Source organism: Pseudogulbenkiania subflava DSM 22618 (assembly GCF_900177275.1).
GTDB lineage: Bacteria > Pseudomonadota > Gammaproteobacteria > Burkholderiales > Chromobacteriaceae > Pseudogulbenkiania > Pseudogulbenkiania subflava.
This window is the reverse complement of record NZ_FXAG01000008.1, coordinates 54,838-79,891: the sequence shown is the minus strand read 5'-3', so window position 1 is coordinate 79,891 and position 25,054 is coordinate 54,838. Positions and strand designations below refer to the sequence as shown.

Sequence of the window (25,054 nt, the reverse complement as noted above, 5' to 3'; positions counted from 1 at the left end):
CGCGCCCAAGCAAAAGATGCACCAGGCCGCGACTATTCGGATTATAACCTTGATATACTTTCACCTTATGAACAAGACAGTACAGCATGAGCGCCTGGAACAGGCGCAACGGGTGCTCGAGATCGAGGCCGACGCCATCCTCGCGCTCCGCGCCCGGCTCGACGGCGCCTTCCTCGCGGCCATCGACGCCATCCTCGCCTGCGCCGGCCGCCTGGTCGTCACCGGCATCGGCAAGTCCGGCCACATCGGCCGCAAGATCGCCGCCACCCTGGCCAGCACCGGCACGCCGGCGTTCTTCGTGCACCCCGCCGAGGCCGCCCACGGCGACCTCGGCATGATCACCGACGGCGACGTCGTGTTGGCGCTGTCCAACTCCGGCGAAAGCGACGAGGTCATCGCGCTCCTGCCCGCGCTCAAGCGCAAGGACATCACGCTGATCGCCATGACCGGGCGCACCGACTCCACGCTGGCGCGCGAAGCCGACATCCACCTCGACGCCGCGGTCGAGATGGAGGCCTGCCCGCTCGGGCTGGCCCCCACCTCCAGCACCACGGCGGCGCTGGCGCTGGGCGACGCGCTGGCGGTCACGCTGCTGGAAGCCCGCTCGTTCCGCGAAGAAGACTTCGCACTGTCGCACCCCGGCGGCAGCCTGGGGCGGCGCCTCTTGGTGCACGTGCGCGACCTGATGCACGCCGGCGACACCCTGCCGGTGGTGCAAAGCGGCACCACGCTCAAGGACGCCCTGCTGGAAATGACCCGCAAGGGGCTCGGCATGACCGCGGTGGTCGACGCTTCGGCCAACCTGGTCGGCATCTTCACCGACGGCGACCTGCGCCGCACCCTGGACAAGACGCTCGACCTGTCCGGTCTCGCCATCGACGACGTGATGTTCCGCCAGCCGCGCACCATCAGCGCCGAACGGCTGGCCTCGGAAGCGGTCAAGCTGATGGAAACCCACAAGGTCAACGGCCTGCTGGTCGTCGACGAAGCCGGCCACCTGGTCGGCGCGCTCAACATGCACGACCTGCTCCAGGCCCGGATCGTATAAGGACACGCATGCAAACGATTCACGAACTCGCCCGCAAGGTGCAACTGCTGATCATGGACGTCGACGGCGTCCTCACCGACGGCCGCATTTTCTTCACCCCAGACGGTGAAGAAATCAAGGCCTTCAACACCCTCGACGGCCACGGCCTGAAGATGCTGCAGAGCACCGGCGTCAAGCTCGCCATCATCACCGGCCGCGCCGCGCGCTGCGTCGAGCACCGCGCGCGCGGGCTCGGCATCGACTACTACTTCCAGGGCGTCGAGAACAAGGTCGGCGCGTTTCAGACCCTGCTCGCCCAGGCCGGCGTTGACGCCGACGCCTGCGCCTACATCGGCGACGACGTGGTCGACCTGCCGGTGATGCGCCGCGTCGGCCTCGCCGTGGCGGTGCCCGACGCACCCAGCCTGGTGCGCCAGAACGCCCACTACGTCACCGGCTTCGGCGGCGGCCAGGGCGCGGTGCGCGAACTCTCCGAGCTCATCATGCAGGCCCAGGGCAGCTTCGATGAGGTGATGAACAGGTACCTGGCATGATCCTGCGCGCCCAGCGGCTGTTTCCCATCGTCCTCCTGGCCCTGACCGGCCTCTTGACGTTCTGGCTCGACCAGATCTCGCGCTGGACGCCGGAGACGCGCGCGCTCGACCCGAACAAACCCGAATTCGTCGCCGAGCACTTCACTGCCCTGCGCTACGACACCACCGGCAAGGTACAAGACCAGCTCAGCGCCCAGCGCATGTGGCAGTACCCGGGCAAGGACGACCTGTTCTTCGACGCCCCCGCGCTGCAGATCTTCGCCGCCGGCGTGCTGCAGTACGACGTGCGGGGCCAGACCGGTCGCTACAACAACAAGACCCGCCAGGCCTTCTTCGACCGCCAGGTGACGCTGTTCAAGCCGGCCGACGCCCAGCGCCCGGAAACCCGCGTCGACACCTCGGTGATGTACGTCGACCTCGACAAGCGTCTGGCCCGCTCCGCGGCCCCGGTCACCATCCATTACGGCACGTCGGTAGCCCGTTCGGTCGGCTTCACCTACGACCAGCGCGCCGGCCTGCTGAAACTGCTCTCGAATGCAAGGGTCGTCTATGCGAAATAAATTCACCCTGACGCTGGCCGTGCTGGCCGGGCTGTGCAGCGCCACGGCCGCTCTGGCGGAAAAAGCCGACCAGAGCAAACCGATCGAAATCAACGCCAACAGCGGCACCCTCGACCAGCTCAAAGGCCACACCGTGTGGGAAGGCAACGTCGTGGTGACGCAGGGCACCCTGCGCGTCAACGCCGACCGCGTCGTCGTCACCCGCGACGACAAGGGCAACCAGACCGTGCAGGCCACCGGCAAGGTGGTCACCTTCCGCCAGAAGATGGACGGCAAGGACGAATACATCGAAGGCCAGGCCAGCCGCCTCGACTACACCGGCATCACCAACACCGCCGTGCTCACCGGCAATGCCCGCGTCAAGCGCGGCGAAGACCTGGTGATCGGCGACGTCATCACCTACAACACCCAGAGCCAGACCTACCAGGTCAAGGGCGGCGCCGCCACCGGTCCCAACAAGGGCCGCATCACCGTCATCCTGCAACCGCAAACCACCGGACAGCAGCCATGAACGCCAGCGTACTGAACGTCACCGGGCTGAAGAAGCGCTTCAAGAAGCGCACCGTGGTCAAGGATGTCTCGCTCAGCATCGAAAGCGGCGAGGTGATCGGCCTCTTGGGCCCCAACGGCGCCGGCAAGACCACCAGCTTCTACATGATCGTCGGCCTGGTCTGCGCCGACGACGGCCGCATCCAGCTCGACCAGCAGGACATCACCCACTTCCCGATGCACCAGCGCGCCCGCCTCGGGCTGGGCTACCTGCCGCAGGAAGCATCGATTTTCCGCAAGATGACGGTGGACGAAAACGTCCGTGCCATCCTCGAGATCGCCGGCTTCAAGGGCGAGGAACTGGAACAGGAACTGACGCTGCTGCTGGACGACCTCAACATCGCCCACCTCCGGGAAAGCAACGCGCTGGCACTGTCCGGCGGCGAGCGCCGCCGCGTCGAGATCGCCCGCGTGCTGGCCACCCGCCCGCGCTTCATCCTGCTCGACGAACCGTTCGCCGGGGTCGACCCGATCGCCGTGATCGACATCCAGAAGATCATCTCCTTCCTCAAGGAGCGTGGCATCGGCGTGCTGATCACCGACCACAACGTGCGCGAAACGCTGCGCATCTGCGACCGCGCCTACATCATCAGCGACGGCGCCGTGCTGGCCTCCGGCAAACCGCAGGCCCTCGTCGACAATGAAAAAGTTCGCCAGGTCTACCTGGGCGAACACTTCCATCTGTAACCGCCATGAAGCAGTCGCTACAGCTCAAGGTCTCGCAGCAACTCACGCTGACTCCGCAACTGCAGCAGTCGATCCGGCTGCTGCAACTGTCCACCGTCGACCTGCAAACCGAAGTCGAGCGCTTCCTGCAGGACAACCCGCTGCTGGAGCGGGGCGACGAGCCCGTCGCCGACAGCGCCCCGGCCGAGACCGCCGGCAGCGAGGCCGAGCCCGAACGCCAGGAAGCGGAGCGCGAGGACAGCAGCGGCGAACTCACCGACTGGGGCAGCGGCAGCCGGCGCGGTGAAGACGGCGACGATTACGACCCGATGGCCAACGTGCCGCGCCCGGTCACGCTGCGCGAACACCTGCTGGCGCAGCTGGGCGAAATCGCCCTGCCCGAGCGCGACTGCGCCATCGTGCAGCTTCTGATCGAGGAACTGGACGAAGACGGCTACCTCACGATCGACCTGCAGGAACTGGCCGCCTCGCTGCCGCTGGAACTGGGCATCGAGGATGACGAACTGGCGTTCGGTTTGAAACTGCTGCAGCAGTTCGAACCGCAGGGGGTCGGCGCCCGCTCGCTGTCCGAGTCGCTGGCGCTGCAGCTGGCCCAGCTGCCCGACAGCACCCCGGGCAAGGCCTTGGCGCATGCCATCGTCCGCGAGCACCTGACCCTGCTCGGCAATCGCGACTACACCCGGCTCAAGCGTCTCTTCGACGTCTGCGACGGCGAACTGAAGCAGGCCCAGTCCCTGATCGCCCGCCTCAACCCGCGCCCGGCCTCGGGTTTCGGCGCCGACGACACCCGCTACATCATCCCGGATATCGCCGTGCGCCGCGTCAAGGGACGCTGGCGCGCCGAGCTCAACAACGCCGCCGTGCCGCGCCTGCGCGTCAACCAGATGTACGCCCAGATGCTCAGCGAAAACCGTGGCGGCGGCGGCGAGATGAGCTCGCGTCTGCAGGAAGCGAAATGGCTGGTGAAGAATATTCAGCAACGATTTGACACCATCCTGAAAGTGGCGGAATCTATAGTCGAAAGACAGCAAGCGTTCTTTGAACACGGTGAAGTAGCCATGCGTCCGCTCATCCTGCGCGACATTGCGGATGAGCTGGAACTGCACGAATCCACGGTCTCCCGTGTGACGACGCAGAAATACCTGCTGTGCCCGCGCGGCCTGTTCGAGCTGAAATATTTCTTCGGCAGCGCACTGGAAACGGACAGCGGCGGCGAGTGTTCGGCCACCGCCATCAAGGCGCACATCCGCCAGATGATCGACGCCGAAAACCGCGCCAAACCCCTATCCGACAGCGCCCTGGCCGACGAGCTCGCCAAACAGGGCATACAGGTTGCAAGACGCACCGTAGCGAAGTATCGTGAAGCCATGCAGATTCCACCGGTCAATCTGCGCAAGGTCCTCTGACCTTGGATTGAATCATCAGCATGCCCGGCATGCATCCGCCGGGCAGCCAACACAAGAAGGAGTAAGGTATGAACCTCAAAGTAACCGGTCTCCACCTCGACGTTACCCAACCGCTGCGTGATTACATCGAAAGCAAACTCGAACGCATCACCCGCCATGTCGACCACGTGATCGACGTGGCGGTGACCCTGTCCGTGGACAAGCTGGTCCAGAAGGCCGAGGTCAACGTCCATCTCTCCGGCAAGGACATCCACGTCGAAGCCACCGAGTCGGATATGTATGCTGCTATCGACCTCCTGATGGACAAGCTGGATCGACAGGTTCTCAAGCACAAGGAAAAGCTGAACGAACACCGGGCCATCCCGACCCCTGCCCCGGCACCAGAAGCCACACTATAAGCCCTTGATTGATAAAGCGGGAACCATCAGGTTCCCGCTTTGCTTTGCACAGTCCTTTCTCTGTCACACCAAAGCAACTAAAATCGTCGGGTTTTTGGCAGCTCTCAACAGACCCCTATGAGCCTGATCGGCAAAATCCTAACTCGGGACAACGTCCTGCTCGACCTCGACGTGGCCAGCAAGAAGCGCGTCTTCGAGCAGGTGGGCCTCCTGATCGAGAACACCCGCGGCATCGCGCGCAGTGAAGTGTTCGAGTGCCTGTTCGCCCGCGAGAAGCTCGGCTCCACCGGGCTCGGGCAAGGCGTGGCCATTCCGCACGGCCGCGCCCGTGGTCTGAAAGAGGCGGCCGGCGTGCTGATCCGCCTCAAGTCGGCGATTCCCTTCGACGCTCCGGACGGCAAGCCGGTGCAGATCCTGTTCGTGCTGCTGGTGCCGGAACAGGCCACCGACCTGCACCTGCAGGTGCTGTCGGAACTGGCCCAACTCTTCTCCAGCCGGCCGCTGCGCGAGAAACTGCTCGCAGCCCAGAATGCCGACGAGCTCTACACCCTGCTGACCGAATGGTCTCCCCATGCCTAGCATAAGCGTCCGCAAGCTCTACCACGACAATCAGCACAAACTGAACCTGAGCTGGGTTGCCGGCACCGGCGGAGCCGACAACCTGATCGGCAACGACGAGCAGCGCCCGCTGCTGGCGCTGGTGGGCCACCTCAACTTCATTCACCCCAACCGGGTGCAGGTGCTGGGCCTGGCCGAGGTCGAGTACCTCGACCGGCTGGAACAGTCGGCCGCCAAGACCGCGCTCGACCAGTTGTTCCACAAGAGCATGTCGGTGGTGATGGTGGCCAACGGTCAGCCCGTACCCAAGCTGCTGCGCGATTACTGCCACACCCACAACGTGCCGCTGATGACCACGCCGCTGGAGAGCCCCTACCTGATGGATGTGCTGCGCATCTATCTGGCGCGGGCACTGGCGGTCTCGACCGTGCTGCACGGGGTGTTCCTCGACGTGCTGGAAATCGGCGTGCTGATCATGGGCGATTCGGCCATGGGCAAGAGCGAACTGGCGCTGGAACTGATTTCGCGCGGTCACGGCCTGGTGGCCGACGACGCAGTGGAGCTCTACCGCATCGGCCCGGAAACCCTGGAAGGCCGCTGTCCACCGCTGTTGCGCGACTTCCTCGAAGTACGCGGCCTCGGCATCCTGAACATCCGCACCATCTTCGGCGAAACCGCGGTGCGGCCGAAGAAGGTGCTCAAGCTGATCATCCACCTGGTCAAAGCCAACGATCAGGCGATGCAGGCGCTCGACCGCCTCAACATCCAGTCGGAGACACAGGACATCATCGGCGTGATGGTGCGCAAGGTGGTGCTGCCGGTCGCCGCCGGTCGCAACCTGGCGGTTCTGGTTGAAGCCGCCGTGCGAAACTATATTCTTCAATTACGCGGTATCGACAGTACCCGCGAGTTCATCGAACGGCATACCAACTTCCTCAGGGAACAAGAGCATGCGCCTGATACTGATTAGCGGCCTGTCCGGCTCGGGCAAATCGGTGGCGTTGCGTGCCCTGGAAGACGCCGGCTACTACTGTGTCGACAACCTCCCGGCCACCATGTTGCGTGAAGCGGTCGCGATCTACGCCACCTACGGCTACGAGCGGATCGCCATCAGCGTCGATACCCGCTCCAGCCCCTCGCTCGGGGCCTTGCCGGTGGAAATGCAGAAACTGCGCGAACGCGGCATCGACGTGCGTCTCTTGTTTCTCGAATCCAAGACCGACACCCTGGTCAAGCGCTTCTCCGAAACCCGCCGCCGCCACCCGCTGTCCGGCTCCGGCCTGACCGTGGAAGAGTGCATCCGCAAGGAGCAGGAACTGCTCGAGAGCATCCGCGAACTGGGTGCGCGTCTCGACACCAGCGAGCTGTCGGCCAACACCTTGCGCAGCTGGGTCAACGATCTGGTCGAGGCCGACGACAACCGTCTGACCATCATCTTCGAGTCGTTCGGCTTCAAGCATGGCGTGCCGCTCGACGCCGATTTCGTGTTCGACGTGCGCTGCCTGCCCAATCCCTACTACGACAACACCTTGCGCCCGCTCACCGGGCAGGACGCGCCGATCGCGGCCTACTTCGCCCAATACCCGATGGTGGACGAGCTGCTCGGCGACATCCGCCAGTTCGTCGCCAAGTGGCTGCCGGCGTTTCGCCAGGACAACCGCAGTTACCTGACGGTGGCGATCGGCTGCACCGGCGGCCAGCACCGCTCGGTATTCATCGCCGAAGCGCTCGCCAGGAGTTTTGCCAACGAGCAGGTCCTGCTGCGCCATCGCCAGCTCTCCCGGGACGCATGAGCCGTCTGATCCGGCCCGGTGACTGGCTGGTCCTGCTGGGCGGAGCCGTGCTGACCGGCTGGCTCGCCTGGCAGCTGTGGGGGCAGGGACAGGCGCGCAGCGTGACGATACGCGCCGGCGGACAACGGGTCGCCAGCCTGAGCCTGCTGCACAACCGGCTGGTGCCGGTGCGGGGCCCCCTGGGGGTGACCGTGGTCGAGATCGCGGGCGGCAAAGCACGCATCAAACAGGACCCCAGTCCGCGCCAGTACTGCGTCCATCAGGGCTGGCTGTCGCGAGCGGGACAGGTCGCGATCTGCCTGCCCAACGCCACCAGCATCGAACTGACCGGGCCCGATCAGCCTTATGACAGCCTCAACTTCTGACACCCGCTGGCTCCACGCCCAGCCGCACGATCACCGCATCGCCCGGCTGGCCGCACTGGCCATCGTGCTGGCCGTGGTGGATGCCGGCATTCCCTCGCCGCTGCCCGGCATCAAGCCGGGACTGGCCAACATCGTCACGCTGCTGGCGCTGGAGTCGCTGGGCTGGCGCGCGGCGGTGTGGGTCAGCCTGCTGCGCATCCTCGGTGCCGGCCTGTTGCTGGGCAGCCTGCTCACCCCCGGTTTCTTTCTCGGCCTCGCCGGCGGCATCGCCAGCCTGGCCGGGCTCGGCCTGACACAAGGTTGGCCGAAGCGTTGGTTCGGCCCGGTCAGCGCCAGCCTGGTGGCGGCGTTCTGCCATATCGGCGGTCAGCTGCTGCTGGCGCGTGCCTGGCTGATCCCGTCCGACAACATCCTGTATTTCGTCCCGGCGTTCGCCCTGGCCGCCCTGCTCAGCGGGCTGGTCAACGGCATCATTGCCGACAAGCTTCTGGAAGGTTCCCCATGCGCCCCGTCCACACCGTCACCGTCGCCCTGACCGGCGCCTCCGGCCTGCCCTACGGCCTGCGCCTGATCGACTGCCTGATCCAGGCCGGCACGCGGGTCTGGGTGCTGTCGTCGCAGGCGGCCCAGGTCGTGGCGCGCCAGGAGATGCAGCTCAGCCTGCCGTCGCGCCCGGCCGAGCTGCGCGACTGGCTGGCCGAACGCAGCGGCGCCACCCCCGGCCAGCTCGAGGCCTTCGGCCGCGAGGAGTGGTTCGCCCCGGTGGCCTCGGGCTCCAATCCGGCCGATGCCATGGTGGTGTGCCCGTGCTCGATGGGCACGCTCGCCGCCATCGCCCACGGCATGTCGGACAACCTGATCGAGCGCGCCGCCGACGTCACCATCAAGGAAGGCCGCCGTCTGATCCTGGTACCGCGCGAAACGCCGTTGTCGGTCATCCACCTGGAGAACATGCTGAAACTGGCCCGGCTCGGCACGGTGATCCTGCCCCCCGCTCCCGGCTTCTACACCCACCCGCAAAGCGTGGACGACATGGTCGATTTCATCGTGGCGCGGATACTGGATCAACTCGGCGTCGCGCACACGCTGCTGCCGCGCTGGGGAGAACAAGGCGGGGAGCAGGCCGATGCGAGCTGACGCGATACTCAGTCTGGCCGCGCTGCGCCAGCTGGAACAGGACGCCGCCGCCCAAGGACTCGACCTGATGGCGCAGGCAGCCCGCGCCACCGCCGATTGGGTGGGGGGGCACCTGTCCCCGGGTGCACGCGTGCTGGTCGCCGCCGGTCCGGGCAACAACGGTGGCGACGCGCTGCAGGCCGCGCTGCTGCTGCACCGGCGCGGCTACCACGTCGACCTGCTGCTGCCCGCTGCGCCAGCCACCCCCGCCACCCAGGCCGCCATGCAGACGCTGCAGACGGCCGGCCTGCAGCCGCGCGCCACGTTGGCCGAAGACGCCCCGCCGCCAGACCTGATCATCGACGGGCTGTTCGGCATCGGCCTCGCGCGCGATTTCGCCGCGCCGTGGCTGGACACCATCCACCAGCTCAACGCATTGGCTATTCCTGTCCTGGCGCTGGACACCCCTTCCGGGCTCGACCCGTACCGCGGCACCGCCGCCAACGTTGCCATCCGCGCCAGCCACACCCTCACCTTCCTCAGCCACAAGCCGGGGCTCTACATGGCGGCCGGCGCCGACCTGGCGGGGCAGGTCGAGCTGGCTCCGCTGGACTACCCCAGCGAACTCTGCCCCTCCGCAGAGGGCGAGTTGAACCGACCGCTGGCCCTGCTGCCGGTGCGCGCCAACGACAGTCACAAGGGGCGCTTCGGCAGCGTGCTGGTGATCGGCGGCGAGCGCGGCATGCTCGGCGCCGCGCTGCTCGCCGGACGCGCCGCCTACGCCGGCGGTGCCGGCAAGGTCCATCTGGCCACGCTGGACGACCGGCTGGCAGTCGATCCGGCGGCTCCCGAGCTGATGATCCAGCCGCTCGAGCCGAGCAGCACGCTGCCCGCCGCCGACGCCGTCGCCATCGGCCCCGGGCTGGGGCAAGGCAGCGCCGCCCGCCACTGGCTCGGCCACCTGATCGGCACTGCCCAGCCGCTGCTGCTGGACGCCGATGCGCTCAATCTGCTGGCCGGCAACAGCACACTGCAACAGGCGCTGGGCCGGCGCCAGGGCGCAACCGTTCTCACCCCCCATCCAGCCGAAGCCGCGCGTCTGCTGGCGTGCAGCACGGCCGACGTGCAGGCCGACCGGCTCGCGGCCGCGCGCGCACTGGCGCAGCGCCTCGACAGCGTCGTGGTGCTCAAGGGTGCCGGCAGCCTGATCGTGCGCCCCGACGGCTATTACCGGCTCAATACCAGCGGCGGGCCGGCGCTGGCGGTGGCCGGCCAGGGCGATGTGCTGAGCGGGCTGGTGGCCGCCTTGCTGGCGCAGGGACTGCCCGTGTTCGACGCCGCCGCGCTGGGGGTGCACCTGCACGGTTTGGCGGGTGATGCCTATACCCGCGCCGAGCAAGGCCCGATCGGGCTCACGGCCTCCGCCACCGTGCCGCTGTTGTCGCGCGTGATCAACCTGACGCACACCGGGGCCCACGGCTGAGCCGTGGCGGCCATTGTATCCAGTCTCCAAAGATGGCCAGCATCGGGGCCAGCCGCTACAATCGAGCGACCCCACCCCTCCAGGAGCCCCCTTTGAGTCGCCAAAAGCAAGCCTACGCTTACGGCCTGTCCGCCGTGCTGGCGTGGTCGACCGTGGCCACCGCCTTCAAGATCAGTCTGGCGCACCTCAGCCCGGCGCAGCTGGTGCTCTACAGCACCGTGTTCTCGCTGCTGTCGCTGCTGCTCATCCTGTTGTCCCAAGGGCGCCTCGGCGAATTGATAACGGTCTTCGGCCAACATTGGCGGCGCTCGCTGATCCTAGGCGCGATCAATCCCTTCCTCTACTACCTGATCCTGTTCCAGGCCTATTCCCTGCTGCCGGCGCAGGAAGCCCAGGCGATCAACTACACCTGGGCGCTGACCATGACGCTGCTGGCGGTGCCGCTGTTGAAACAGCCGCTGAAAGGACGTGATGCGCTGGCGGCGCTGATCTGCTACCTCGGGGTGCTGGTGATCGGCACGCGCGGCGAGCTGCTGGCGCTGCATTTTTCCAATCTGGCCGGGGTCGGCTGCGCCCTGCTCTCCACGCTGCTGTGGGCCGCCTACTGGATCTTCAACACGCGCGACCAGCGTGAACCGGTGTTGGGACTCACCCTCAACTTCCTGCTCGCCTTGCCTCTCATCGTGATCTGGTGCGCGCTCAGCGGTGAACTGCGCCCGGTGGCCTGGCAGGGTATCGCGGGTGCCGCCTACGTCGGCGCGCTCGAGATGGGCTTCACCTTCGTCATGTGGCTCACGGCGATGAAACTGACCAGCAGCACAGCGAAGATCGCCAACCTGATCTTTCTGTCGCCGCTGCTGTCACTGGTGCTGATCTGGCTGATCATCGGCGAACCGATTCTCGGCTCCACCCTGGTCGGACTCGGCCTGATCCTCTCCGGCCTGTTGCTGCAAAAGCTGCCGACGAGAAACGCCGCCGCCGCGCACGCCAGCTAGAAAAGGCAAAGGCGGGAAGCTCCCGCCTTGCCTGACTCCTCCACACTGCCTTCTTAGTACCGGTTAATCCTTGCCATGGCCTCCGCCATGCCCATCGCCACCACCATGGCCATGGCCGCCTCCACGCCCATGGCCGCGACCGTGCTCAGCGCTCTCGTCGTCAGCTAGCACATGATGACGCCCCACCCGCCCACTGTGGCGGTGGAGTCCTCTTGTTGTGTGGTGACGGGCCGACACCAGCGTCACCTTGTGCGCCGGTACCGCCGGGGAGACGCCCGGAATCGCCGGGGCGGTACCCGAAGGCGTCGTCACTCGCTGACCATCGATCGTCAGCGAGGAGCGCAGCTGGTTCAACTGCCCTTGGGTCATGCCCTCCACCTTCAGCACATCGCCGCTGCTTAGAAAATCACCATGTGTCTCACGATAGCTCACTACCCGCTCGGCAAGTTCGGGGCTGACACCGATGGCGATCAGATCGGACCTCGTCGCTATGTTCAACTCCAGCGACCAGGCCCAGGGCCCGAGCATCAAGGCAATCAGGCCGGCCAGCAAAGTCCTTTTCCTCATGGGATGTCCTCCCGATACAACCTTATTTTAAAAATAGCCCATGACATTTACCCGATTTGTGTTTTTTGCTTTTACATGGTCAACATATAGGATAAAAGACACGGCTAGTGCAGAAAGGGGCTATGCGTACGTTCACGGGAAAACTGGTGATCTGGCTGCTCGGCGGCGCCACCCTGCTGCTCACGGGACTGGGCGTCGTCTGTAACGATTACAGCCGGCGAGAGGATCAAAGCGAGTACATGGCGCTCAGCAAGTCGCTGACCCATCGGCTGGAGCTCACCTTGCCTCATGGCGTCTGGCAGCTCGACGAACCCTACCTGCGGCAGTTGCTCGACGCCGAGTTGGCCTGGTCAGCGGTGGAGGCTATCCGCATCCAGGGGGATGCCGGACTCAATCTCGGCCGTATCCGCGATGGGCGCGCCGTGCGCGACATGACGCCGGCCGACCAACCGGAGGCGGACGACCGGCTCAGCGTTGCCATCACCTACCTGAAGCAGGAACAGCTCGCTCAGGCCACGGTCTACCTGAGCCGCGAATCACTCCGGCTCAAGGAGCAGCAACGCCGCCTCGACCTACTGCTGCAGGTGCTGCTGCTGGACGGGGGGCTGTGGCTTCTGCTGCGCTACGCCCTGCAGCGCCACCTGCGGCAACCGTTGGGCCAGCTGAGACAACAGCTGGAGAAGGCGCTAGACCAGAGCGCGCCAGAACCCGCCGCAGACAACACCGGCGCCATCAGCCAGGAGTTCGCCCCCCTGCTCGACAGCGCGCGGCGCCTCGGCGAGCAACGGCGCCTCGACCTCGCCACCCTGCAGCGTGCCGATGCCCGAGCACAGGAAGAGAAGCAGCGCGCCCAACAGGCCTTTCAGCAGCTTGAGCTGGCACAACAGACCCTGGAGGAAAGCGAGAACCTGGCCACGCTGGGTCGGCTTGGGGCCGACGTCGCCCATGAAATCAACACCCCGATCGGCGTGACGCTGAGCACCGCCTCCAGCCTCGCCAACACCACCCATTACCTGACGGAAAGTCTTAACGCCGGGACCATCAAGAAGAGCGAATTCCTGGACTATCTGGCGCATACCGAAGAGAGCTGCCAGTTGCTGCTCTCCAGTGCGGAACGCGCGGCGGACCTGGTACACAGCTTCCGCCAGATCGCACAGGACCAGACCGGCGAGACGCGGCGCCAATTCCCGCTGACGGCCTACCTGGAAGAAATCGTCCGCAACCTGAAGCCACAGCCCGAGAGCGCCAACCTGGACATCGAGCTGCACGGCGAGCTCGACGTGCTGATGGACAGCTATCCGGGGGCACTGTTCCAGGTAGTGAGCCAGTTGCTGGAGAATGCTACGCTACACGCCTTCCAACCGGGACAGCGCGGCCGGATCAGGCTGGAGAGCGCCTTGCGAGGCGCACGGCACGTCCGCATCAGCGTCAGCGACAGCGGTTGCGGCATCGCACCGGAAAACCGGGACCGGGTGTTCGAGCCGTTTTTCACCACCCGCGGCGGACAGGAACACCGCGGACTCGGGCTCTACCTCGCCAACAGCAAGGCACGCCAGCCGCTGGGCGGCACCCTGACGGTGGCAAGCCGGCCGGGCCAGGGTTCGGTCTTCACCCTGGACATCCCCTGCCAGGCGCCTTTCTGAGCCGGGCAGGACTGGAGGGCATGGCGCGGCAGCCCCCAGACGCAAAAAAAGGACGGCCTGACCGTCCTTTTTCATTGCCTTGCCGCTACGATCACCCCAGCGCGGCGAACACCTGGTCGCGTACCGCTTCTACCGCCTGGGTGCCGTCGATCTTGACGTATTTCGGCGCCGTGGCGTCGCCAGCAGCGGCCTGTTGCGAGTAGTAGCCCACCAGCACTTCGGTCTGCTCGTGGTATACCGCCAGACGCTTGAGCACGGTTTCTTCCTTGTCGTCGTCGCGCTGGATCAGTTCCTCGCCGGTCGCGTCGTCGCGGCCTTCCACTTTCGGCGGGTTGTACTTGACGTGGTAGGTGCGGCCGGAAGCCACGTGCACGCGGCGGCCGGACATGCGGTCGACGATCAGCGCGTCCGGCACGTCGATTTCCACCACGTAGTCGATGGTGACACCGGCTTCCTTCATCGCTTCGGCCTGCGGAATGGTGCGCGGGAAGCCGTCGAACAGGAAACCGTTGGCGCAGTCGGCTTCGGCGATGCGCTCCTTGACGAGACCGATGATGATGTCGTCACGCACGAGGCCGCCCTCGTCCATGATCTTCTTGGCTTCCAGGCCCAGCGGAGTACCCGCCTTCACCGCGGCGCGCAGCATGTCGCCGGTGGAGATTTGCGGAATGCCGAACTTCTCCTTGATGTAGTTGGCCTGGGTACCCTTGCCGGCGCCCGGAGCGCCCAACAGAATCAGTCTCATGAATTACTCTCCCGTCAAAGTTTGCGTTTCGTCTTTTGTGCTAATCGTTTTTCAAGCGGCGGCGAACAGCGCGCGCACCCGCTCTAGATCATCTGGCGTATCGACTCCGGCTGGCGGCGCGTCGGCGACGGTGGCCACCATGATGGGGTAGCCGTGCCACAGCACGCGCAACTGCTCCAGCGCCTCGAAGGTTTCCAGCGGCGCGGGCGTCAGCGAAGTGTAGGTAGAGAGAAAACCCGCCTGGTAGGCGTACATGCCGATGTGCCGCAGAACCGGTAGCTCGGGCGGCAAAACGTTCACATCCTGGGCGAACGCATCTCGGGCATAGGGGATGGGTGCCCGACTAAAATAAAGAGCGCGGCCGGTCCGGTCAAGCACCACTTTCACGACGTTGGGATTAAACACGTCGGCGGCACGGTGGATGGGGTGCGCCAGCGTCGCCATCGGCACGCCGGAATCCGCCATCAGCGCGGCCAGGCGGTCGATCAGCGCCGGGTCGATCAGCGGTTCGTCGCCCTGCACGTTGACGATGATCTCGTCGTCCGCGAGGCCCAGCGTGGCCACCACCTCGGCCAGGCGGTCGGTGCCGCTGGCATGGTCGTCGCGCGTCATCACTGCGCTCACGCCGTGAGCGGCGCACGCCGTGACGATGTCGGGATGATCGGTGGCGACGATCACCGCGCGTGCGGCCGACCTGGCGGCCTGCTCGGCCACCCGCACCACCATCGGCTTGCCGGCGATGTCAGCCAGCGGCTTGCCGGGCAGCCGGCTCGACGCCATGCGCGCCGGCACCACCACGGTGAAGCCGCGGTTCATTCCACCTCTTCCTCGGCCGGCAGCTCGCGCGCCTCGCTCTCCAGCATCATAGGGATGCCGTCGCGGATGGGAAACGCCAGCCGGTCGCCCTTGCACACCAGCTCCTGTTCGGCCTTGCGGTACACCAGCGGGCCCTTGCACAGCGGGCACACCAGGATGTCGAGAAATTTAGCGTCCATGTCGTATCTTCAATCGGGCAAGAATCCAGTCGGCAAGGTCCGGGGCGAGCCGCGCCCGGACCGGCAGGACCCATAGTCTAGCACGATTGACGCAGTGCAACTTGACGGCGTCCTTGGCCGTCACCAGTACGGCGTCGGCATCGTCCGGAATGTCCTGCGGCTGGAAAACGTGGTGGTCGGGAAAAGCGAGCCGCCGGCCGGGATCGAGGCCCAGTTGCTCCAGGGTGCGGAAAAAGCGTTCGGGATGGCCGATGCCGGCGAGCGCCACCAGCCGTTCGCCGGCGAAATCGGCGGCGCGGCGCGTCCGCCCCGGCTCGGCAAGCGAGACGAAGGCGCCCGGCTCGAGCGTCATGGCAAAGCGCGGTACCGCGGCGGGCAGCCAGCGCGCGCCGTCGGCCAAAGGGCTGTTGACCACCACGGCGTCGACCGAACGCAGCCGGCCGGCCGCCTCGCGCAGTGGCCCGTTGGGCAGCAGGCGTCCGTTGCCGATGCCGCGCGCGCCATCCAGCACTACCAGCTCCAGATCGCGCCCCAGCCGGTAATGCTGCAGGCCGTCGTCGCTGAGAATCAGTTGCACCTCGGGATGGCGTTCGAGCAACAGGCGCCCGGCGGCGACACGGTCGCGCCCGACCACCACCGGGGCGCCCCCGGCCGCCATCAGCAGCGGCTCATCGCCGACCTCGGCCGCCGTGGAGAGGGGCCCGACTTCGGTTGGAGCCTCGTGCTGGCCACCATAGCCACGGCTGATCACCCCGACTGCTACGCCACGCGCCCGGAACGCCTCGATCAGCGCCAGCGTTAGCGGCGTCTTGCCCACCCCGCCGACGTTGATGTTGCCGATCACGACGACCGGGACGGACAGACGCTCGCAGCGGAACACGCCGCGGCGGTAGAGGGTACGGCGCAGCGCCGACACGGCGGCGAACAGCCCCTCCAGCGGGGCGAGCAGCACGGTCAGCCAGGCGCGGGGATGGTACCAGTGGCGCTCGATCGCCTTCACGGCCGAGCGTCGGAAGGGAGTTGCGTGGCGAAGGTCAGTTGGGTCAGCCCGGCCAGCCGCGCCGCCTCCATCACCCCCACCACCGACTGGTGGCTGGCCTTGGCATCAGCGTTGATCACCACCACCGCGCCGTGCTTGCCGGCGGCCAGGTCCTTCAGGCGCGCCACCAGGCCGTCACGATCACCGGCCGGCAGCTTGACCTCGCCCACCATCATCTCGCCGGCGGGTGACACCGCCACGTCGATCTCGTTGCTCTTTTCCGCCTGCGCCGTGCCCTGCGCTGCCGGCAGGTTGATCTTCAGCTCGGAATAGCGCGAATAGGTGGTGGTGACCATCAGGAAGATCAGGATCACCAGCAGCAGGTCGATCAGAGGGATGAAGTTGATTTCCGGTTCTTCCCGGTGCCGGCCACGTTGAAAGTTCATGCCGCGCCTCAGTGGTTGCCGTTGCCGTTCTTGCGCTCGCCGTGCAGCACTTCCACCAGTTTCACCGCCTGCGATTCCATGTCGACCAGCAGGGCGTCGACCTGGGCGCGGAAATGGCGGTAGAACATCATGCTGGGGATCGCTACGATCAGGCCGAACGCGGTGTTGTAGAGTGCCACGGAAATGCCGTGCGCCAGTTCGGTGGGATTGGTGCCGGACGGCGCCTGCGAACCGAAGATCTCGATCATGCCGATCACCGTGCCCAGCAGCCCCAGCAGCGGCGCCATGGCGGCGATGGTGCCGAGCGTGGTGAGGTAGCGTTCCAGTTGGTGCGCCACCAGGCGGCCCTCGTCCTCGATCGACTCTTTCATGACCTCACGGCTGGCATCGGCGTTGCGCAGCCCGGCGGCGAACAGCCGCCCCAGCGGCGAATGCTGGCTCAGCAACTGCAGCAACTCCTGCGTCGCGCCGGCGCGACGATACTCCTGCAAGGCCTGCCCCAGCAGTCCCTGCGGCGCCACCAGCGACTGACGCAAGCTGAAAAAACGCTCGAAAATGATGGTCAGCGAGATGACAGAGGCGACGATAATGGCCCAGATGGGCCAGCCTGCCGCTTCGATGATGGACCCCACAGGCATTCTCCAAGACGTATCACAAACGGTAGACTGTAGCCGGTTTGCCCGGGGTTCGGCAACCGCTCGGCAGCAGTTGCCATGCGGTTCCAAGAGAATCGGCTAAACCATGAATTTATAAGGGGATTTCCCGATCATCCACAAAAGCTGTGGATAAAATTGTGGACAAGCCCGGGAAAAGCGGCCGGAACGGTTGCCAGACAAGGCTCCCCCCGCTCTCGCCCACGCATTGAGCAAAACCGCTAACCCATTGATTACATTGAAAACATCCCGCAACCCGCGCTCCGGCGCCACTTGCGCGGCCCGTTTTCCCCGCTCCCCGGCACGGGACTTTTTTTGCTGTGGATGACTTGACAACCATGATTTTCGATCAAACCCATAACGACGTCATCAGCGTCTCCGCACTCAACCGCATGGCACGCGACCTGCTGGAAAGCGGCCTGCCGGCGCTGTGGATCGGCGGCGAGATTTCCAATCTGACGCTGGCCGCCTCGGGCCACGCCTATTTCCTGTTGAAGGACGGCAGCGCGCAGATCCGTTGCGTGATGTTCCGCCACAAACTGGCCGGCCTGGGCTTTCGCCCCGGCGAGGGCATGCAGGTCGAGCTGAAGGGGCTGGTGACACTGTACGAGGCGCGCGGCGAGTACCAGATCAACGTCGACAGCATGCGCTCGGCCGGGCTGGGCCGGTTGTTCGAGGCCTACGAGAAGCTGAAGCAGAAGCTGACGGCGGAAGGGCTGTTCGACGCCGCGCGCAAGCGGCCGATCCCGGCGCATCCGGCCGCCATCGGCATCGTCACCTCGCCGGCCGCCGCCGCGCTGCGCGACGTGGTCACCACGCTGCGCCGGCGCATGCCGAGCATCCCGGTCATCCTCTACCCGGCGCAGGTGCAGGGCCAGGGCTCGGCCGAACAGCTGGCCGCCGCCATCCAGCGGGCCGGTGAGCGACGCGAGGTCGAGGTGCTGATCGTCTGTCGCGGCGGCGGCAGCATCGAGGACCTGTGGTCGTTCAACGAGGAGGTGGTGGCGCGCGCCGTCGCCGCCTGCCCGATTCCGGTGGTCAGCGGCGTCGGCCACGAGACCGACTTCACCATCTGCGATTTCGTCGCCGACCGCCGTGCGCCGACGCCGACCGCCGCCGCCGAACTGGTGTCGCCCAGCCGCGAGCACCTGCAGGGCCAGGTCGAACTGGCGCGGCGCCATCTGGCGCGCGCACTGGGCCGGCTGCTGACCGACAAGGCCCAGCGGCTCGACTTCCTGTCGCGCCGGCTCAAGCACCCCGGCGAACACCTGCGGCGTCAGCGCGAGACGCTGCGGTTGGCCGAAGAACGCCTGCGCCGGCAATTGCAGGGGCTGTTCGAGCAGCGCCGCTGGCGCCTGCAGCTGGCCGAGAGCCGGCTCGGCCGCCACCGCCCGGACCTGGCGCAGCACGTGCAGCGGCTCGACCGGCTGAGCGAGGCGCTGCACCGCGCCGGCGACAACGGGCTCAACCGGCGCCGCCTGACGCTGGTGCGTCTGGCCGGCACGCTGGAGGCGATGAATCCGCAGGCGGTGCTGCAGCGCGGCTACGCCATCGTGCAGAAGGCCGACGGACGCGCCGTGCGTTCGCCGCTGGAGCTGCTCAACCGCGAGCGCGTGACGCTGCAGTTGGCCGAAGGCCGTACCGAGGCCATCATCGAACATCCGGCAGGAGCCCAGCCGGAGCTGCCGTTCTGAGAAACTATTCATGATCTTGCTACGCGTCCCTGATCGGGGCTCATATGCACTACGTGCGAATCTATTGATTCGCTCAGCGATCAGAAATCCTCATGTACTCCAGTACATTCCGGTTTCTGTGCTGCTCTTCACCCCGCTGAGGGCCGCTCGCGACAGATCCTGAGCAGTTTCTGAGCTTGACAAGGGGAAAGCGGAAGGGAGAGCATGCGTTAATTCAAACAATTGTTTGAGATCGCCATGAAAGCCTCTCCCCGCCTGGTCAAGGCCATCATTAATCTTTGGCCACCGTTTCTCGGCGCCGGCATCCGCGTCAGCCGCATCGCGCCCGACTGGCGCGAAGTCGACGTCAGCCTGCGCCTCGGGCTCACCAACCGCAACTACGTCGGCGTGCACTTCGGCGGCAGCCTGTACGCCATGACCGACCCGTTCTTCATGCTGATGCTGATGAACTGCCTCGGGCGCGATTACTACGTGTGGGACCGTGCCGGCCGCATCGACTACCTCAAGCCGGGGCGCGGGCGGGTCAGCGCACGCTTCCGCCTGGACGAGGTCCAACTGGCCGAAATCCGCCATCACACCGCCGGCGGCGAGAAATACCTGCCCGAACTGACGGTGGACGTCGTCGACCACGGCGGAGACGTGGTGGCCAAGGTGCACAAGACGCTGTACGTCAGACGCAAAAAAGACCGTCGCTGACAGTCTCGGGCTGCAAACTAAAGCACTCTGATACGTTGCTACAGGCCCCGGTCTCGCCCCCAGGGGTTTGATTCCACCGCCTGCCCATCGATTCCCAATCGCCGCCCCCTTACCCGGCAAGAGCGCCTCGCTAGGCTAGAGATAAGACCGACGCCGGGGCCGGAGAATCAGCCGTGGGGGCTGCGAGCCTCAGTCGCCGAAGCCGCCGAACACCTCGCGCATCCGGCTCAGTACCTCCAGCGTGCGCAGGTCGCCGACACGGTAGTACACCCGGTTGGCGTCCTTGCGCGTGCGCAGCACCCCCTTGTCGCGCATGATGGCCAGGTGCTGCGAGATATTGCTCTGCGAGGTGCCGACCCGGTCGACAATGTCCTGCACGCTGATTTCGCCGTCACCCAGCACCGCGATGATCTTGAGGCGTAGCGGATGCGACATGGCCTTCATTGCGCGCGAGGTCTGTTCGATCTGGTTGTCGTTGAACAGCAAGGGAGTCTCCGTGAATCTGTTATCAGTCTGATTGCGTTACAATACTACCCAAGCTGTTCAAACCCCATCAAGAATCCCTAATATTCTGGATCGCGCGCCCACATGAACGCACTCAAACCGGTACTCCTCCTGATCATGGACGGCTTCGGCCATCGCCTGGACGGCGACGACAACGCCATCCTGCACGCCCACACCCCGGCCTGGGACGCCCTGCGCCAGCAGTACGCCTACGGCACCATCGACGCCTCCGAAGGCTTCGTCGGCCTGCCCGGCGGCCAGTTCGGCAACTCCGAGGTCGGCCACCTGAACATCGGCGCCGGCCGCGTGGTGCAGCAGGACATCAGCCGCATCGACTGCGACATCGAGGATGACCGCTTTGCCAGCAACCCGGTGCTGACCGACGCCTTCACCCATGCCAAGGGCAGCGCGCTGCACGTGCTGGGCCTGCTTTCCGACGGCGGCGTGCACGCCCACGAGAACCATATCCACGCCCTGATTCGCGCCGCCCACGCCGCCGGCGTGGCACACATCTACGTGCACGCCTTCCTCGACGGCCGCGACACCCCGCCGCGTAGCGCCGAAACCTACCTCAAGCGCCTCGACGCCGTACTGGCGGAATGCCCCGGCGCGCGCCTGGTGTCGGTGACCGGCCGCTACTGGGCGATGGACCGCGACAAGCGCTGGGAGCGCGTCGAGCCGGCCTACCGCCTGCTGGTCGAAGGCGAAGGCCTGCACCACGCCGACAGCGGCCTCTCCGCGCTGGCCGCCGCCTACGCCCGCAACGAGAACGACGAGTTCGTCGCCGCCACCGCCATCGGCGAAAAAACCGCGATGCAGGACGGCGACGTGGTGCTGTTCATGAACTACCGCGCCGACCGTGCCCGCCAGCTCACCACCGCGCTGACGGATCCAGCCTTCGACGGCTTTGCCGCACGCCAGCCCAAGCTCGGCTACTTCGCCACGCTGACCTCCTACGGCGAGGCCTATACCAACCCGGTGGCCTACGCCCCGCAGAAGATCCGCAACGGCCTGGGCGAGTACCTGGCCGGCCTCGGGCTGAAGCAGCTGCGCATCGCCGAGACCGAGAAGTACCCGCACGTCACCTACTTCTTCAACGGCGGCGAAGAACAGGTCTACCCCGGTGAAGACCGCATCCTGGTGCCCTCGCCCAAGGTCGCCACCTACGACCTGCAGCCGGAAATGAACGCACCGGAAGTCACCGACAAGATCGTCGAAGCGATCCGCTCCGGCCAGTACCACGCCATCATCTGCAACTACGCCAATTGCGACATGGTCGGCCACACCGGCAACTTCGCTGCCGCGGTCAAGGCGGTGGAGGCGCTGGACGTCTGCATGGCGCGCTGCGTCGAGGCGATGCGCGCGGCCGGCGGCGAAGTCTTGATCACCGCCGACCACGGCAACTGCGAGAGCATGTTCGACAACATGCACGACCAGCCGCATACCCAGCACACCACCAACCCGGTGCCCTTCCTCTACATCGGCCGCCCCGCCCGCATCCGCGCCGGCGGCGCGCTGAAGGACATCGCACCGTCGCTGCTGGCGATGATGGGCCTGGACAAACCCGCCGAAATGAGCGGCGAATCGCTGATCGACCTCCAGTGAAGCCATTCCTGTTGCTCTCCCTGCTGGCAGGGGCCGCGCTGGCGGCCCCTGCCGCCGCGCCCCTGTCCGTCGCCCCGCACCAGCAGGACCTGCAGCAGGTCCGCCAGGAAATCGACAGCCTCAAGAAGGACATCGCCCAGAAACAGGCGGTGAAGCAGGAGGCGCAGAGCGCCATCCAGGCCAGCGAACAGGCGCTGCAGCAGACCAGCAAGTCGCTGGCCACGCTGGAACAGAAGCAAAGCAGCTCGGCGCAGCAACTGGCCGAACTGCACGCCCAGATCGAAGCGTCGCAGAACCAGCTCAAAGGCGCGCGCAAACGGGTGGCCCACGTGCTGAGCCGCCAGTACCAGGCCAGCCGCCACGACGCCATGCGCCTGATGCTCAACGCCGGCGACCCCAACCAGACCTCGCGCGACCTCACCTACTACACCTATATCGCCCGCGCCCAGCAGCAGTTGGTCGGCGACCTGATCGCCCGGCAGGGCGACCTGGAAGCGATGTCGTTCCAGCTGGAGCAGGAGCTGACCCGCATCAACAGCCTGTCGAGCCAGAAAGCACAGGAAAAGGGCCGCATCGAGCAAAACCGCGAGGCGCACCAGCAGAAACTGGCGGCACTGGCCAGCGAAATCCGCGAGCGCCAGGGCAAGCTGGTCAAGCTGCAGGAAGACCAGCAGCGCCTGAGCAGCCTGATCGAGCAGATCAACCGCGAAATCGAACGCCGCCGCCGCGAAGAAGCCCGCAAGTTGGCCGAAGCCCGCCAGGCGCAGCAAGAAAAAGCCCGCAAGGCGGCCGAACGGCAGCGCCAGCTTGCCGCCGAAGCACGACGCCACGGCAAGCCGGCGCCCAAGGAAGCGGCCAAGCCGGTGAAACCGGAGCCGGAACCGGCGGTCGAAGGGATAGCCGACACCAGCAGCGCCGGCAAGGCCTTCAAGAGCCTGCAGGGCCGCATGCGCCTGCCGGTCTCCGGCAGCATCGCCGGTCGCTTCGGCACCCGGCGCGCCGAAGGCACCACCTGGAAGGGGCTGTTCATCAGCGCCTCGCCGGGCCAGCCGGTGCGTGTCGTCGCCGACGGCCAGGTGGTCTACGCCGACTCGCTGCGCGGCTTCGGCAACGCCGTGATCGTCGACCACGGCGGCAACTACCTCACCGTCTACACCGGGCTGTCCGCCATGAGCCGCAGCAGCGGCGAACGCGTGAAGGCCGGCGAGCAGCTCGGCAGCACCGGCACACTGGACAGCGGCGAGGCGGGGCTGTACTTTGAAATCCGCTACATGGGTCGCCCGGTCAACCCGCAAAGCTGGGCACCTTAACGGGAATACACAGACACTATGACGAGTCCACGCATGAAGAAACTGGCCCTGCTCACCGCCGGGGCACTGGCAGGCGGCGCCTTGACCCTGAGCCTGCAGGCGTTCGCCGACAAGGAAGCCAGCTCGCCGCTGCCGCTCAACGAGTTGCGCACCTTCGCCGAAGTCTTCGGCCGCATCAAGCAGGACTACGTCGAGCCGGTAGAAGACAAGAAGCTGATCAACGAGGCGATCAAGGGCATGCTGACCGGCCTCGATCCGCACTCCGACTACATGGACCCCGAGGCCTTCAAGGAAATGCGCGAAGGCACTCAGGGCGAATTCGGCGGCCTCGGCATCGAGATCGGTGCAGAAGACGGCCTGGTCAAGGTCGTCGCCCCGATCGAGGACACCCCGGCGCAGAAGGCCGGCGTCAAGAGCGGCGACCTCATCATCAAGATCGACGACACCCCGGTGCGCGGCCTGAGCCTCAACGACGCCGTCAAGCGCATGCGCGGCAAGCCCGGCACCAAGGTCACCCTGACCATCGCCCGCAAAAGCGAGGCCAAGCCGCGCGTGATCACCCTGGTGCGCGCCGTGATCAAGACCAAGAGCGTGAAATTCAAGTTGCTGGAGCAGGATTACGGCTACGTACGCGTCACCCAGTTCCAGGAACACACGGTGGAAAACCTGGCCCAGGCCCTGCAGACGCTGTACAAAGACAACAAGACCCCGCTCAAGGGGGTGATCCTCGACCTGCGCGACGACCCGGGCGGCCTGCTCAACGGCGCCGTCGGCGTCTCCGCCGCCTTCCTGCCCAAGGATGCCCTGGTGGTGTACACCGAAGGCCGCGCCGAAGACTCCAAGATGCACCTGACCGCCAAGGTACAGAACTACGCCCGCGGCGGTGCCGACCCGCTGGCCAAGCTGCCGGCCGGCATCAAGAACATCCCGATGGTGGTGCTGGTCAACGGCGGTTCGGCCTCGGCTTCGGAAATCGTCGCCGGCGCGCTGCAGGATCACAAGCGCGCCGTCGTGGTCGGCACCCAGACCTTCGGCAAGGGTTCGGTGCAGTCGGTGCTGCCACTGGGCAACTCCGGTGGCATCAAGCTCACCACCGCGCGCTACTTCACGCCGAACGGCCGCTCGATCCAGGCCAAGGGCATCGAACCTGACGTGGTGGTGGAAGACGGCACGCTCAACGCCAGCGATCAGCAAACGTTGCGCGTGCGCGAGGCCGACCTGGAAAACCACTTGGCCAACCCCAACGGTGACGACAAGGCCCCGGCCAAGCCGGTGCTCAAGCGCCCGGCGATCAAACCGGCCGTGCCGGCACAGCCCACGCCGGACAACGGCAAGGACGCGCCCGACGAATCGTCGTCGCGCGAGCCGAACCCGAAAGCCGATTACCAGCTGGGCCAGGCCTTGAATATCCTCAAGGTGCAGCAAATACTGATCAATAAAAAGGGAAGCTAGGACAGCGTAGCCTCCGCGGGCAAGGCGTCCTGAGCCAGGGAGCCTTGCCATGCCAGCAGAAGCATCGTCCAAGCACCATCCCCTGCCTCGACCACGCCAGGAAGACGCCGGGCGTGCGGCCGCCTTGCCGCTGCCGCCCCCCGGTATCAACATACCCTTCCGGCCTGCGTCACGGCAGCCGATCACCCGCACCGCATCAGCCGAGGCCTCGCCGGCCGACATCGCGCGGCGACCGCCAGGCAGCGGCGTAGCTCAGGCTGCGACCAGATGAAAT

29 protein-coding genes are annotated in these 25,054 nt (G+C 66.1%); 21 read left to right on the top strand and 8 right to left on the bottom strand.

Going from position 1 to position 25,054, the window contains the following annotated elements:
* Window positions 1–67: 67 nt before the first annotated feature.
* The 15 genes from B9N72_RS09200 to B9N72_RS09130 all read left to right on the top strand — a co-directional run bounded on the left by B9N72_RS09200 (window position 68) and on the right by B9N72_RS09130 (window position 11,491).
* Complete coding sequence (locus B9N72_RS09200; protein ID WP_085276111.1) at window positions 68–1,048, top strand: KpsF/GutQ family sugar-phosphate isomerase; 981 nt, start codon at window positions 68–70, stop codon at window positions 1,046–1,048.
* A gap of 8 nt (window positions 1,049–1,056) precedes the next feature.
* Complete coding sequence (kdsC, locus tag B9N72_RS09195; RefSeq protein ID WP_008954916.1) at window positions 1,057–1,581, top strand: 3-deoxy-manno-octulosonate-8-phosphatase KdsC; 525 nt, start codon at window positions 1,057–1,059, stop codon at window positions 1,579–1,581.
* Complete coding sequence (lptC, locus tag B9N72_RS09190) at window positions 1,578–2,141, top strand: LPS export ABC transporter periplasmic protein LptC (protein WP_085276110.1); 564 nt, start codon at window positions 1,578–1,580, stop codon at window positions 2,139–2,141. The genes kdsC and lptC overlap by 4 nt, the downstream gene beginning before the upstream one ends.
* Window positions 2,131–2,652, top strand: a complete 522-nt coding sequence (lptA, locus tag B9N72_RS09185) for a lipopolysaccharide transport periplasmic protein LptA (RefSeq protein WP_008954914.1) — start codon at window positions 2,131–2,133, stop codon at window positions 2,650–2,652. The genes lptC and lptA overlap by 11 nt, the downstream gene beginning before the upstream one ends.
* The gene (gene lptB / locus B9N72_RS09180; protein WP_085276109.1) at window positions 2,649–3,377 is read left to right on the top strand and encodes an LPS export ABC transporter ATP-binding protein; all 729 of its coding nucleotides are present in this window, start codon (window positions 2,649–2,651) and stop codon (window positions 3,375–3,377) included. Before lptA ends, lptB begins: the two co-directional genes overlap by 4 nt.
* A gap of 5 nt (window positions 3,378–3,382) precedes the next feature.
* Window positions 3,383–4,783 carry an RNA polymerase factor sigma-54 gene (locus tag B9N72_RS09175; protein WP_085276108.1) on the top strand — a complete coding sequence of 467 codons (1,401 nt, stop codon included), beginning with the start codon at window positions 3,383–3,385 and terminating at the stop codon, window positions 4,781–4,783.
* 68 nt (window positions 4,784–4,851) lie between these two features.
* Window positions 4,852–5,181 carry a ribosome hibernation-promoting factor, HPF/YfiA family gene (hpf, locus tag B9N72_RS09170; protein WP_085276107.1) on the top strand — a complete coding sequence of 110 codons (330 nt, stop codon included), beginning with the start codon at window positions 4,852–4,854 and terminating at the stop codon, window positions 5,179–5,181.
* Between the two features lie 117 nt (window positions 5,182–5,298).
* Window positions 5,299–5,760: a PTS IIA-like nitrogen regulatory protein PtsN gene (ptsN, locus tag B9N72_RS09165; RefSeq protein WP_085276106.1), complete on the top strand. Its 462-nt coding sequence runs from the start codon at window positions 5,299–5,301 to the stop codon at window positions 5,758–5,760.
* Complete coding sequence (hprK, locus tag B9N72_RS09160; protein ID WP_008954909.1) at window positions 5,753–6,709, top strand: HPr(Ser) kinase/phosphatase; 957 nt, start codon at window positions 5,753–5,755, stop codon at window positions 6,707–6,709. The genes ptsN and hprK overlap by 8 nt, the downstream gene beginning before the upstream one ends.
* A complete protein-coding gene (rapZ, locus tag B9N72_RS09155; RefSeq protein ID WP_008954908.1) occupies window positions 6,690–7,532 on the top strand; it encodes an RNase adapter RapZ in 843 nt (280 codons plus the stop codon). Before hprK ends, rapZ begins: the two co-directional genes overlap by 20 nt.
* Window positions 7,529–7,897 (top strand): NusG domain II-containing protein, encoded by a 369-nt coding sequence (locus B9N72_RS09150; protein ID WP_085276105.1) that lies wholly within the window; start codon window positions 7,529–7,531, stop codon window positions 7,895–7,897. Before rapZ ends, B9N72_RS09150 begins: the two co-directional genes overlap by 4 nt.
* Window positions 7,878–8,432 carry a Gx transporter family protein gene (locus B9N72_RS09145; RefSeq protein WP_085276104.1) on the top strand — a complete coding sequence of 185 codons (555 nt, stop codon included), beginning with the start codon at window positions 7,878–7,880 and terminating at the stop codon, window positions 8,430–8,432. Before B9N72_RS09150 ends, B9N72_RS09145 begins: the two co-directional genes overlap by 20 nt.
* Window positions 8,399–9,034, top strand: a complete 636-nt coding sequence (locus B9N72_RS09140) for a flavin prenyltransferase UbiX (protein ID WP_085276103.1) — start codon at window positions 8,399–8,401, stop codon at window positions 9,032–9,034. The genes B9N72_RS09145 and B9N72_RS09140 overlap by 34 nt, the downstream gene beginning before the upstream one ends.
* The gene (locus tag B9N72_RS09135) at window positions 9,024–10,496 is read left to right on the top strand and encodes an NAD(P)H-hydrate dehydratase (protein ID WP_085276102.1); all 1,473 of its coding nucleotides are present in this window, start codon (window positions 9,024–9,026) and stop codon (window positions 10,494–10,496) included. The genes B9N72_RS09140 and B9N72_RS09135 overlap by 11 nt, the downstream gene beginning before the upstream one ends.
* Window positions 10,497–10,588: 92 nt before the next feature.
* Window positions 10,589–11,491: a DMT family transporter gene (locus B9N72_RS09130; RefSeq protein ID WP_085276101.1), complete on the top strand. Its 903-nt coding sequence runs from the start codon at window positions 10,589–10,591 to the stop codon at window positions 11,489–11,491.
* Between the two features lie 63 nt (window positions 11,492–11,554).
* Here B9N72_RS09130 and B9N72_RS09125 read toward each other — a convergent pair whose 3' ends face one another.
* On the bottom strand, window positions 11,555–12,043 hold the full coding sequence (locus B9N72_RS09125; RefSeq protein WP_159453033.1) for a ComEA family DNA-binding protein: 489 nt from the start codon (window positions 12,041–12,043) through the stop codon (window positions 11,555–11,557).
* A gap of 137 nt (window positions 12,044–12,180) precedes the next feature.
* Between B9N72_RS09125 and B9N72_RS09120 the strand changes: the two genes are divergently transcribed.
* A complete protein-coding gene (locus B9N72_RS09120; RefSeq protein ID WP_085276099.1) occupies window positions 12,181–13,701 on the top strand; it encodes a sensor histidine kinase in 1,521 nt (506 codons plus the stop codon).
* Between the two features lie 91 nt (window positions 13,702–13,792).
* Here the strand turns inward: B9N72_RS09120 and adk are convergent, their stop codons facing one another.
* From adk to B9N72_RS09090, 6 genes are read right to left on the bottom strand one after another with little or no spacing between them, the layout of a single operon-like run.
* The gene (adk, locus tag B9N72_RS09115) at window positions 13,793–14,446 is read right to left on the bottom strand and encodes an adenylate kinase (protein WP_085276098.1); all 654 of its coding nucleotides are present in this window, start codon (window positions 14,444–14,446) and stop codon (window positions 13,793–13,795) included.
* A 51-nt stretch (window positions 14,447–14,497) separates the two neighbouring features.
* Complete coding sequence (gene kdsB, locus B9N72_RS09110; protein ID WP_085276097.1) at window positions 14,498–15,262, bottom strand: 3-deoxy-manno-octulosonate cytidylyltransferase; 765 nt, start codon at window positions 15,260–15,262, stop codon at window positions 14,498–14,500.
* Complete coding sequence (locus B9N72_RS09105; RefSeq protein WP_008954899.1) at window positions 15,259–15,441, bottom strand: Trm112 family protein; 183 nt, start codon at window positions 15,439–15,441, stop codon at window positions 15,259–15,261. Before B9N72_RS09105 ends, kdsB begins: the two co-directional genes overlap by 4 nt.
* On the bottom strand, window positions 15,431–16,441 hold the full coding sequence (gene lpxK, locus B9N72_RS09100; RefSeq protein WP_085276096.1) for a tetraacyldisaccharide 4'-kinase: 1,011 nt from the start codon (window positions 16,439–16,441) through the stop codon (window positions 15,431–15,433). Before lpxK ends, B9N72_RS09105 begins: the two co-directional genes overlap by 11 nt.
* Complete coding sequence (locus B9N72_RS09095) at window positions 16,438–16,866, bottom strand: ExbD/TolR family protein (RefSeq protein ID WP_085276095.1); 429 nt, start codon at window positions 16,864–16,866, stop codon at window positions 16,438–16,440. The genes lpxK and B9N72_RS09095 overlap by 4 nt, the downstream gene beginning before the upstream one ends.
* Before the next feature lie 8 nt (window positions 16,867–16,874).
* On the bottom strand, window positions 16,875–17,504 hold the full coding sequence (locus B9N72_RS09090) for a MotA/TolQ/ExbB proton channel family protein (protein WP_327078288.1): 630 nt from the start codon (window positions 17,502–17,504) through the stop codon (window positions 16,875–16,877).
* Between the two features lie 353 nt (window positions 17,505–17,857).
* On the opposite strand from B9N72_RS09090, the gene xseA reads away from it, so the two are divergent.
* Both xseA and B9N72_RS09080 read left to right on the top strand, forming a co-directional pair.
* Window positions 17,858–19,213, top strand: a complete 1,356-nt coding sequence (xseA, locus tag B9N72_RS09085; RefSeq protein ID WP_085276093.1) for an exodeoxyribonuclease VII large subunit — start codon at window positions 17,858–17,860, stop codon at window positions 19,211–19,213.
* Between the two features lie 237 nt (window positions 19,214–19,450).
* Complete coding sequence (locus B9N72_RS09080; protein WP_085276092.1) at window positions 19,451–19,909, top strand: DUF4442 domain-containing protein; 459 nt, start codon at window positions 19,451–19,453, stop codon at window positions 19,907–19,909.
* 189 nt (window positions 19,910–20,098) lie between these two features.
* On the opposite strand, the gene B9N72_RS09075 is transcribed toward B9N72_RS09080, so the two are convergent.
* A complete protein-coding gene (locus B9N72_RS09075) occupies window positions 20,099–20,395 on the bottom strand; it encodes an ArsR/SmtB family transcription factor (RefSeq protein WP_008954893.1) in 297 nt (98 codons plus the stop codon).
* A 102-nt stretch (window positions 20,396–20,497) separates the two neighbouring features.
* Between B9N72_RS09075 and gpmI the strand changes: the two genes are divergently transcribed.
* Genes gpmI through B9N72_RS09060 form a run of 3 tightly spaced genes read left to right on the top strand, consistent with a single transcriptional unit; the run spans window position 20,498 to window position 24,780 of the window.
* On the top strand, window positions 20,498–22,018 hold the full coding sequence (gene gpmI / locus B9N72_RS09070) for a 2,3-bisphosphoglycerate-independent phosphoglycerate mutase (RefSeq protein WP_085276091.1): 1,521 nt from the start codon (window positions 20,498–20,500) through the stop codon (window positions 22,016–22,018).
* Entirely contained in the window at window positions 22,015–23,328 is a 1,314-nt protein-coding gene (locus tag B9N72_RS09065; RefSeq protein WP_085276090.1) for a murein hydrolase activator EnvC family protein, read from the top strand. The genes gpmI and B9N72_RS09065 overlap by 4 nt, the downstream gene beginning before the upstream one ends.
* A gap of 33 nt (window positions 23,329–23,361) precedes the next feature.
* Window positions 23,362–24,780, top strand: coding sequence for a S41 family peptidase (locus B9N72_RS09060; RefSeq protein WP_085276089.1), 1,419 nt, complete (start codon window positions 23,362–23,364; stop codon window positions 24,778–24,780).
* The last annotated feature ends 274 nt before the right edge of the window (window positions 24,781–25,054 follow it).